This is a genomic window from Streptomyces javensis (assembly GCF_039525925.1).
Lineage (GTDB): Bacteria > Actinomycetota > Actinomycetes > Streptomycetales > Streptomycetaceae > Streptomyces > Streptomyces asiaticus.
The window spans coordinates 1-9,678 of record NZ_BAAAIF010000148.1 but is presented as its reverse complement, the minus strand read 5'-3'; the positions used below and the strand labels follow the sequence as shown (position 1 = coordinate 9,678).

The following is a 9,678-nucleotide window of genomic DNA, read 5'->3' as shown; positions in this document are numbered from 1 at the left end:
GGCGGCACCGACGGCACCGCCGACGGCGGCACCGACGGCACCGCCGACGGCGGCACCGACGGCGGCTCCGATGGTGGCGCCGGTGGTGGCGCTCCCCGCCTGGCCGCCCGGCTCAGCGTCGAGGTGGCCCGGGAGGAGGCCGCCGCCAGCCGGGCGCACGGTCAGGGCCCCGCGGCGGGGGCCGAGGGGCCCGCGGGCGGCTCCGGCGGAGACCCGTGGATCGACGGCTTCGCCCCGGCGTTCCCGCTCCAGCCGCCCCGCACCGGCCGGGAGCTGCTCGCCGACCATGTCACCGCCATGGTCTGCTGCGCCGCCGTGGACACCGCGGGCGCGGCCCCCGGCCTCGACTGGCTGGACGGGCCCGCGCTGCTCGTCGGCGGGCGGCGGCGGGCCGATCTGGCGCATCCGGTGCTGAGCCTGGTGGAGGACGGGGACGACGGGCCGCTGCGCGCCTGGCTCGTCGAGGTGGGGGTCCGCCCGGAGAAGCCCGTCCGGCTGGTGTAGCGGCTCCGATCGATGCGGAGGCGCGGAGTCCGCCGAATACCGCTCCTATGTCCACCCTTGTCGCCGTTCGGCGTCTGTTCCAGCAATTTAGCGACTATCGGTGACGGAGTAGGTGCGTAATGTGATGTGCTGGGACCGGTCGCTGTCGCCCGGGCCCAGGAGTTCCGGCCCAACCGGCCCGAACCGCAGGACCGGCCCCCGCAGCCCGGCCCACAAGGCCGGACCCGCGGCGGTGCGGTGTGCGAGGACAGCGAGGCGTGGCGCCGCCGGGTACGCAGGGGAGGGGAGCAGTTGTGGGGACGGACCAGATCCGGCGCTGGGAGTCGGGAGCGCTCGCTCACGCGGTGACGGATCCTTTCGGCCAGGGCCCGCTGCCCTGGCTGCGCGACAGTGAGAACTACTTCGACGACACCGGCCGGGTGGTCCCGTGGTACGTCGACGACGTCCATCTCTCCGGGGCCGACGCCCGGGCGGCCGAGCGGAGCGGCGCGCGGGGCCCCGCCAGGATCCCCGGCCCCCGCACCGCCGACGACGTCCACCGGCAGATCAAGGGCTTCCCCTCCAGCTCCGCGGCGGCCCCCGGCGAGGCCATCGACTTCCGGATCACGGTGGACCCGCCCCAGCAGTTCAGCGTGGACATCTACCGCATCGGCTACTACGACGGCACCGGCGCGCTGAAGATCACCACCAGCCCCCGGCTGTCCGGGATCGTCCAGCCGCCCCCGCTCACCGCCGACCGCACCGTCTCCTGCCACCACTGGTGGCTGTCCTGGCGGATGCAGATCCCCTCGTACTGGAAGCTCGGCGCGTATGTCGCGGTGCTGACCACCCTGGACGGCTACCGCAGCCACATCCCCTTCACCGTCCGCGACAGCCGCCCCGCCGACCTCCTCCTCGTCCTCCCGGACCTCACCTGGCAGGCGTACAACCTCTACCCGGAGGACGGCCGGTCCGGCGCCAGCCTCTACCACGCCTGGGACGAGCGGGGAAGGCTGCTGGGCGAGTCGGAGGCGGCCACCACGGTCTCCTTCGACCGGCCGTTCGCGGGCGCCGGGCTGCCCCTCCACGTGGGGCACGCCTACGACTTCATCCGCTGGGCCGAGCGCTACGGCTACGACCTCGCCTACGCCGAGATGCGCGACCTGCACGCGGGCAGCGTCGACCCCACCCGCTACCGGGGGCTGGTCTTCCCCGGCCATGACGAGTACTGGTCGGCGCCGATGCGCCGCACCGTGGAGGCGGCCCGCGACAGCGGCAGCTCACTGGTCTTCCTCTCCGCGAACACCATGTACTGGCAGGTCGAGCTCGCCGCCTCGCCCTCCGGCCCGGCCCGGCTGCTGACCTGCCGCAAGCGCCGCGGCCCCGGCCGCTCGGCACTCTGGCGGGAGACCGCGCCCGAGCAGCAGCTCATCGGCATCCAGTACGCGGGCCGGGTGCCCGAACCGAGCCCGCTGATCGTGCGCAACGCGGGCCACTGGCTGTGGGAGGCCACGGGCGCGGAGGAGGGCGACGAGATCCCCGGCCTGGTCGCCGGCGAGGCCGACCGCTACTTCCCCCGCACCGCCCTCCCCGACCACCTCCGCCGCATCCTCCTGGCCCACTCCCCGTACGAGGACACCGAGGGCGTGACCCGCCACCAGGAGACATCGCTGTACCGGGCCCCGAGCGGCGCGCTGGTCTTCGCGTCGGGGACCTTTGCGTGGTCCCCCGCGCTGGACCGTCCGGGCCATACGGACGAGCGGGTCCAGCGGGCCACGGCGAACCTGCTGGATCGGATCTGCAAGCGCGGATGACGCATCCCGCCGCAGGCGGCGCGGCCGGGCCCGCTACGTCACGCCACCCGGAGCCAGAGACGGCGGCTTCCGGATGCCGAAGCGATGCCGTAGCGCCGACAGGGCCGCCAAGTAGCCGCACATCCCATGGACCCCCGGCCCCGGCGGGGTCGCCGAGGAGCAGAGGAAGAGGCCGGGCAGCGGGGTGCGGTACGGATCGAGGCGCGGTACCGGCCGGGCGAGGCTCTGCCGGATCGTCATCGCGCCCGAGCCGATGTCCCCGCCCACGTCGTTGGGGTCGTAACGCTCCAGCTCCCGCCCGGACATGCCGCGCGCCGCGAGCACCGTGTCGCCGAAGCCGGGGGCGTACGTCTCGATCCGGGAGCGGATGAGCTCCACCGGGTCGGTGTCGTCGCCGTTCGGCATATGCGCGTAGGCCCACACCGGGCGCCTGCCGGACCGGCCGCGCCCGGGGTCGGTGACGCAAGGGTCGACGAGCAGCACGAAGGGCGCCCGGCTGCGGACCCCGCGCGCGGTCCGGTTCTCCTCCCGGACCAGCTCAAAATGGGTGCCGCCCAGGTGCACGGTCCCGGCGCGGCCCACGGCGGGGTCGGCCCACGGGATCGGCTCGCTGACCAGGAAGTCGGCCTTGGCGGCGGCCGGGCCGTAGCGGAACCGCCGCAGCGCCCGGGCGTAGCGGTCGGGCAGCGCGCGCCCGGCGATGTCCAGCAGCCCCGGGACACCGGTGTCGAGCAGCACCGCGCGATACCCGTCCAGCTCACGGAGGTCGCCGATCGCGCACCCGGTGTGGAACGTGCCGCCGTGCGCGGCGATGTCGTCCACCATGGCCTCGGCGATCCGCGCGCTGCCGCCGCGCGGCAGCGGCCAGCCGGGCCCGTGGGCCAGATGCCCGAGCAGGGCCGCCACCGCACCGCCGGCCAGGCTGGGCAGTTCGCCCACCGCATGGGCGGCGACCCCGGTGAGCAGGGCGGGCGCCGCCTCACCGGTGAAGCGGGCGGCACCGAGCCGGGTGCCGTGCACAAGGATCCGGGGGGCCAGCAGCAGCGGTGCCACCGGATCGCGGGGGAGGGTGCGCTGTCCGGAGAGGATGAAGTCGACCACGCCCTCGCTGTGCCGCACCAGCGGCGCCATCAGCCGCCGCCAGCGCTCCCCGTCCGGGCCCAGCCCGGCGCAGGTGGTCCCCAGATCGCGGTGGGCGAGCGCGGCGCGGCCGCCGTCCAGCGGATGGGCGTAGGAGACCTCGGGCGCCAGCAGTTCCACCCCGCGCGCGGCCAGGCCGAACTCGCGGAAGAAGCGGGAGGCGGGCGCCATGGGGTGGACCGCCGAGCAGATGTCATGGGCGATCTCCGGGTCGAAGAGCGGTTGGGTGCGCAGCCCGCCGCCGATGTCGGCGGCGGCCTCGTACACCGCGACCCGCAGCCCGGCGCGGGCCAGGGTGACGGCGGCCGCGAGCCCGTTCGGGCCGCTGCCCACGATCGCCGCGTCGGCCATCCCGCACCTCCCCATCACCCCATCGGCCATCCCGCTGTTCCCCACCACCCCAGCTGTGTCCTTCCACACGAGTTCCTCGTACGACGTGTCCGAACCGGCCGGAAGCGGAACCCGGAGCGTCGCACCCCCGCGGCTCGCGCCCCGCCGCAGGTAGCGGCCGTTCAGTGCGGCAGAATCGAGGAGGGCTGGGGCAAATGGACAAAAACACCAGGAGGAAGCGTGTCCGGATTCGTTGAGAAGCCCGAGCCGGTCGAGGTTCCGGGCCTTCAGCACCTGCACACCGGCAAGGTGCGCGACCTCTACCGGAACGAGCGCGGTGAGCTCGTCATGGTCGCCAGCGACCGGATGTCCGCCTACGACTGGGTTCTGCCGACCGAGATCCCCGAGAAGGGCAAGATCCTCACCCAGCTCTCTCTCTGGTGGTTCGACCTGCTCGCCGACCTCGTCCCCAACCACGTCCTGTCCACCGAGCTGCCCGCCGGCGCCCCCGCCGACTGGGAGGGCCGGACCCTGGTGTGCCGGTCGCTGCGGATGGTCCCGGTCGAATGCGTGGCACGCGGCTATCTGACCGGCTCCGGCCTGGCCGAGTACCGCGACACCCGTACGGTGTGCGGAATCGCCCTCCCCGAGGGGCTGACCGACGGCTCCGAGCTGCCCTCCCCGATCTTCACCCCGGCCACCAAGGCCGCGGTCGGCGAGCACGACGAGAACGTGGCGTACGAGGAGGTGGCCCACCGCATCGGCGCCGAGCCCGCCGCCCAGCTGCGCCAGACCACCCTCGCCGTCTACAACCGGGCCCGGGAGATCTCCCGGGCCCGGGGGATCATCCTCGCCGACACCAAGTTCGAGTTCGGCTACGCGGAGGCGACCCTGGGCGTGGAGAGCGCCGAGCCGGTGCTCGCCGACGAGGTGCTGACCCCGGACTCCTCCCGCTTCTGGCCCGCCGACCAGTGGGAGCCCGGCCGCGCGCAGCCGTCCTTCGACAAGCAGTACGTCCGCGACTGGCTGACCTCCCCGGCCTCCGGCTGGGACCGCGCCGGCGAGCAGCCGCCGCCCCCGCTCCCGGCGGAGGTCGTCGAGCGGACGCATGCGAAGTACGCGGAGGCCTACGAGCTGCTGACCGGCACCAGCTGGAAGTAGCCCGGGGGCCCGCCAAGGCCAAGGGATGGAAGAACGACCAGGGGCCCCGGCCGAATCGGCCGGGGCCCCTGCGTTCCCTGAGCGGACGACGAGGCTCGAACTCGCGACCTCAACCTTGGCAAGGTTGCGCTCTACCAACTGAGCTACGTCCGCCTGCGCCGGACTTTTCCGGTTCGACGCGCCTCTACTATAACCAAACCCTCGACCGGCGAACTACCACCCCGGACCCCGAGCCCGCTTCGACGCCGCTCCGACGCGGCCCCGATGCCGCTTCGACGCAGCTCCGCGCGTCGGCGAAGCGGCCCGAGCTGCCCCAAAACGCCTGAGGCGCCGGTCGATTCGACCGGCGCCTCAGATCTGGAGCGGACGACGAGATTCGAACTCGCGACCCTCACCTTGGCAAGGTGATGCTCTACCAACTGAGCCACGTCCGCATGCCTCCGACCGGCTTTCACCGATCGGCGCGTGCATCACTCTACCTGATCCTCGTCAACACGAGGCCGATAGACGATGAGAGCGGGTGACAGGGATCGCACACTGCGCCTCCCCCTTGGAAAGGGGGCGCTCTACTACTGAGCTACACCCGCATGGTGTCTTCCTCGGGGTTTCGGCCTTTCGGCCTCGCCCCTCGGCGTGCTCCAGACTTTAGCGGATCACCCGGGGTGGTGTGCAACTCGGCTGAACGGGTGCCTCGGGCTGAACGAACGGGTGCCTCGGGCTGAACGGGTCGGCTCAGGCCGACTCGTCGAAGGCCTCGTAGACCTTCTTGGGGATCCGGCCCCGCGGCGGCACCTCCATGCCGTTCGACCGGGCCCAGGCGCGCACCGCGGCCGGGTCCGGGGCGACGGCGGTGCGCCGGTACGTCTTGCCCGAGCGGGCCCGCTTGCGGCCGGCCTCCACGTACGGTGCGAGAGCGTCGCGCAGTTTCGACGCATTGGCAGAGTTGAGGTCGATCTCGTACAACTTGCCGTCGAGTCCGAACGTGACCGTCTCTTCCGCTTCGCCTCCTTCGAGGTCGTCGGAGAGCGTGACTACTACGCGCTGCGCCACGGATATCGGTCCTTTCGGGCTGCATCGTTGCGTTGACGTGCAAAGATGTCAGCTGTCCAGTTGTGTCCAGCAATGCTTTTTCATTTGTACAGTGACTGGCATTGCATTGTGAACCCCAGTAATTCCATCCGCGTGTCACGCCGCGATCGGGACCATACGTTTTTCCCCGACCTTTCCCCGTCGGTTGCCACCGACGATGCTTAAACGTGACCGAACCCTTGCATATCTACTCGCGTAGATTTTTGTCCGGGGTACGCTTGGGCACCGCCTTACGCACCAGCACCACACCACCGGGAGTGCCAGTGGCACGCGTCGTAGTCGACGTCATGCTCAAGCCGGAGATCCTCGACCCCCAGGGCCAGGCGGTGCAGCGAGCACTGCCCCGCCTCGGTTTCGAGGGGATCGCCGACGTCCGTCAGGGCAAGCGCTTTGAACTCGAGGTGGAGGGCCCGGTCGATGACGCCGCCCTCGCCCGTATCCACCAGATCGCCGAGACCTTTCTGGCGAACACCGTGATCGAGGACTTCTCCGTGAAGGTCGAGGTCGGCGAGGGCGCCGACGCCACTGCCGTGAAGGCGGAGTCGTGACCGCACGCGTCGGAGTCATCACCTTCCCCGGCACGCTCGACGACCGCGACACCCAGCGCGCGGTCCGCGCCGCCGGACTGGAAGCCGTACCGCTGTGGCACCGCGACAAGGACCTCAAGCAGGTCGACGCGGTGATCCTGCCGGGCGGCTTCTCCTATGGCGACTATCTGCGGGCCGGGGCGATCTCCCGCTTCTCCCCGGTAATGGACTCGGTGATCGACCAGGCGAAGGCCGGTATGCCGGTGCTTGGCATCTGCAATGGCTTCCAGGTACTCACCGAGACCCATCTCCTGCCCGGTGCGATGCTGCGGAACAACCATCTGCACTTCATCTGCCGTGATCAGAAGTTGCGAGTGGAAAACGCGGAGACCGCCTGGACCCGCTCCTATGAGCAGGGTCAGGAGATCAACATCCCGCTGAAGAACATCGACGGCCGCTATGTCGCCGATGAGCGCGTCCTCGATGAACTCGAGGCCGAGGGACGCGTCGTCTTCCGCTATCAGGAGCTCAACCCCAACGGCTCGCTCCGCGACATCGCCGGTATCTGCAATGCGGCGGGCAATGTCGTCGGCCTCATGCCCCACCCCGAGCACGCCGTCGAACCGCTGATCGGCACCGGTCGCACCGACGGTCTCGGATTCTTCACCTCGATCCTCAAGAGGCTGGTCAGCGCATGACCCTGGACACCACCAAGCACGCGGCGCAGACCCCGGAGGCCGAGCAGCCCTGGGCCGAGCTCGGTCTCAAGCAGGACGAGTACGAGCGCGTCCGCGCCATCCTGGGCCGCCGCCCCACCGGCGCCGAGCTCGCGATGTACTCCGTCATGTGGTCCGAGCACTGCTCGTACAAGTCGAGCAAGGTCCACCTGCGGCAGTTCGGTGAGAAGGCCCCCGAGAGCGACGCCCTGCTCGTCGGCATCGGCGAGAACGCGGGTGTGGTCGACGTCGGCCAGGGCTACGCGGTCACCTTCAAGGTCGAGTCGCACAACCACCCCTCGTACATCGAGCCCTACCAGGGCGCGGCCACCGGCGTCGGCGGCATCGTCCGCGACATCCTCGCCATGGGCGCCCGCCCGGTGGCCGTGATGGATCCGCTGCGCTTCGGCGCCGCCGACCACCCCGACACCAAGCGGGTGCTGCCCGGCGTGGTCGCGGGCATCGGCGGCTACGGCAACTGCCTGGGCCTGCCCAACATCGGCGGCGAGGTCGTCTTCGACCCCTGCTACCAGGGCAACCCGCTGGTCAACGCGTTGTGCGTGGGCGTGATGAAGCATGAGGACATCCACCTCGCCAAGGCGTCCGGCACCGGCAACAAGGTGATCCTCTACGGCGCCCGCACCGGCGGCGACGGCATCGGCGGCGTCTCCGTGCTGGCGTCGGAAACCTTCGACGACAGTAAGCCCACCAAGCGCCCCGCCGTCCAGGTCGGCGACCCCTTCCAGGAGAAGCTGCTCATCGAGTGCACCCTGGAGGTCTTCAAGGAGGACTTGGTCGAGGGCATCCAGGACCTCGGCGGCGCGGGTCTGTCCTGCGCCACCAGCGAGCTCGCCAGCGCCGGCTCCGGCGGCATGCGGGTCGAGCTCGACACCGTGCCGCTGCGCGACTCCTCGCTCTCCCCCGAGGAGATCCTGATGAGCGAGTCGCAGGAGCGCATGTGCGCGATCGTGAAGCCCGAGAAGGTCGACCGCTTCCTGGAGATCTGCGAGAAGTGGGACGTCATCGCCACCGTCATCGGTGAGGTCACCGACGGCGAGCGGCTGGAGATCTACTGGCACGGCGAGCAGATCGTGGACGTCCCGCCGCGCACCGTCGCCCATGAGGGCCCGGTCTACGAGCGCCCGTACGCCCGCCCCGAGTGGCAGGACGCGCTCCAGGCCGACGACGCGGGCAAGCTGCCGCGCCCGGCCACGGCCGAGGAGCTGCGCGAGCAGGTCCTCAAGGTGATCGGCTCCCCGAACCAGTCGTCCAAGTCCTGGATCACGGACCAGTACGACCGCTTCGTGCAGGGCAACACGGTGCTCGCCCAGCCCGAGGACTCCGGCATGGTCCGGGTGGACGAGGAGACGGGCCTGGGCGTGGCCGTCGCCACGGACGGCAACGGCCGCTACGCCAAGCTGGATCCGTACGCGGGGGCGCAGCTCGCGCTCGCCGAGTCGTACCGCAATGTGGCCGCGTCCGGCGCCAAGCCGTTGGCGATCTCCAACTGCCTCAACTTCGGCTCGCCGGAGGACCCCGCGGTCATGTGGCAGTTCGCGGAGGCCACCCGCGGTCTCGCGGACGGCTGTCTGACCCTGGGCACCCCGGTCACCGGCGGCAATGTGTCGCTGTACAACCAGACCGGGGAGGTGGCCATCCACCCGACGCCGGTCGTCGCCGTCCTCGGCGTGATCGACGATGTGGCCCGCCGCACCCCGATCGCCTTCGCGGAGGAGGGCCAGCTGCTCTATCTGCTGGGCGACACCGCGGCGGAGCTGGGCGGTTCGGCCTGGTCCCAGGTGATCCACGACCACCTGGGCGGACTGCCGCCCAAGGTGGACCTGGAGCGGGAGCGGCTGCTGGCCGAGATCCTGATCTCGGCCTCGCGCGACGGCATGGTGGACGCGGCCCACGACCTGTCCGACGGCGGTCTGATCCAGGCGCTCGCCGAGTCGTGTCTGCGCGGCGGCAAGGGCGCCCGGATCGTGGTCCCGGACGGTCTGGACCCCTTCGTCCTGCTGTTCTCCGAGTCCGCGGGCCGGGCGATCGTCGCCGTACCGCGCAGCGAGGAGGTCCGCTTCAACGACATGTGCGGGGCCCGGGGGCTTCCGGCGGCCCGTATCGGCGTGGTCGACGGCGACGCGATCGACGTCCAGGGGCAGTTCTCCATCCCGCTGGCCGAGCTGCGGGAGTCGTACGAGGCGACGATCCCGGGTCTGCTGGCCTGAGGGCTGAACTGAGGAGCGGTCCCGAGGACCGGCCCGAGAACGCATCCGTACGGCCCGCCCCCTGGTGTCAGGGAGCGGGCCGTACGGTCCGTTCGGGCCTTTGCGGGGCTCACTTCCCCCAGAAGGCGTCGGCGGCGTCGATGTCCTCGACGCACTGGTCGATGTCGCTGATCTTCCCGCCGACGATGGT

General features: G+C 71.2%; 7 protein-coding genes, 3 tRNA genes and 2 pseudogenes. 6 read left to right on the top strand and 6 right to left on the bottom strand.

Annotation, left to right across the window (positions count from 1 at the left end; all coding sequences use genetic code 11):
• Positions 1–504 (top strand): annotated as a pseudogene (locus tag ABD329_RS46750) (hypothetical protein); the annotation flags it as partial.
• A 293-nt stretch (positions 505–797) separates the two neighbouring features.
• On the top strand, positions 798–2,297 hold the full coding sequence (locus ABD329_RS46745; RefSeq protein WP_344318127.1) for a N,N-dimethylformamidase beta subunit family domain-containing protein: 1,500 nt from the start codon (positions 798–800) through the stop codon (positions 2,295–2,297).
• A 33-nt stretch (positions 2,298–2,330) separates the two neighbouring features.
• On the opposite strand, the gene ABD329_RS46740 is transcribed toward ABD329_RS46745, so the two are convergent.
• Entirely contained in the window at positions 2,331–3,788 is a 1,458-nt protein-coding gene (locus ABD329_RS46740; RefSeq protein ID WP_344318126.1) for a phytoene desaturase family protein, read from the bottom strand.
• A gap of 219 nt (positions 3,789–4,007) precedes the next feature.
• Here ABD329_RS46740 and ABD329_RS46735 point away from each other — a divergent pair, with 219 nt between their 5' ends.
• A complete protein-coding gene (locus tag ABD329_RS46735) occupies positions 4,008–4,928 on the top strand; it encodes a phosphoribosylaminoimidazolesuccinocarboxamide synthase (protein ID WP_344318125.1) in 921 nt (306 codons plus the stop codon).
• Positions 4,929–5,008: 80 nt separating this feature from the next.
• On the opposite strand, the gene ABD329_RS46730 is transcribed toward ABD329_RS46735, so the two are convergent.
• The 4 genes from ABD329_RS46730 to ABD329_RS46715 all read right to left on the bottom strand — a co-directional run bounded on the left by ABD329_RS46730 (position 5,009) and on the right by ABD329_RS46715 (position 5,978).
• Positions 5,009–5,081 (bottom strand) — tRNA-Gly (locus ABD329_RS46730).
• Positions 5,082–5,286: 205 nt separating this feature from the next.
• Positions 5,287–5,362, bottom strand: a tRNA-Gly gene (locus ABD329_RS46725).
• Positions 5,363–5,443: 81 nt separating this feature from the next.
• Positions 5,444–5,515 (bottom strand) — tRNA-Gly (locus ABD329_RS46720).
• A gap of 145 nt (positions 5,516–5,660) precedes the next feature.
• On the bottom strand, positions 5,661–5,978 hold the full coding sequence (locus ABD329_RS46715; RefSeq protein ID WP_037953281.1) for a histone-like nucleoid-structuring protein Lsr2: 318 nt from the start codon (positions 5,976–5,978) through the stop codon (positions 5,661–5,663).
• Between the two features lie 296 nt (positions 5,979–6,274).
• Here ABD329_RS46715 and purS point away from each other — a divergent pair, with 296 nt between their 5' ends.
• Genes purS through purL form a run of 3 tightly spaced genes read left to right on the top strand, consistent with a single transcriptional unit; the run spans position 6,275 to position 9,488 of the window.
• The gene (purS, locus tag ABD329_RS46710; protein ID WP_370467175.1) at positions 6,275–6,565 is read left to right on the top strand and encodes a phosphoribosylformylglycinamidine synthase subunit PurS; all 291 of its coding nucleotides are present in this window, start codon (positions 6,275–6,277) and stop codon (positions 6,563–6,565) included.
• Positions 6,562–7,242, top strand: coding sequence for a phosphoribosylformylglycinamidine synthase subunit PurQ (gene purQ / locus ABD329_RS46705; protein ID WP_344318124.1), 681 nt, complete (start codon positions 6,562–6,564; stop codon positions 7,240–7,242). Before purS ends, purQ begins: the two co-directional genes overlap by 4 nt.
• A complete protein-coding gene (gene purL / locus ABD329_RS46700) occupies positions 7,239–9,488 on the top strand; it encodes a phosphoribosylformylglycinamidine synthase subunit PurL (protein ID WP_344318123.1) in 2,250 nt (749 codons plus the stop codon). The genes purQ and purL overlap by 4 nt, the downstream gene beginning before the upstream one ends.
• A 109-nt stretch (positions 9,489–9,597) precedes the next feature.
• Here purL and ABD329_RS46695 read toward each other — a convergent pair.
• Positions 9,598–9,678, bottom strand: a pseudogene (locus ABD329_RS46695) (nuclear transport factor 2 family protein); the annotation flags it as partial.

Bases quoted from the DNA above. Each gene is read 5' to 3' on its own strand.
- purL (WP_344318123.1), top strand. From the start codon at position 7,239: ATGACCCTGGACACCACCAAGCACGCGGCGCAGACCCCGGAGGCCGAG.
- ABD329_RS46740 (WP_344318126.1), bottom strand. From the start codon at position 3,788: ATGGCCGACGCGGCGATCGTGGGCAGCGGCCCGAACGGGCTCGCGGCC.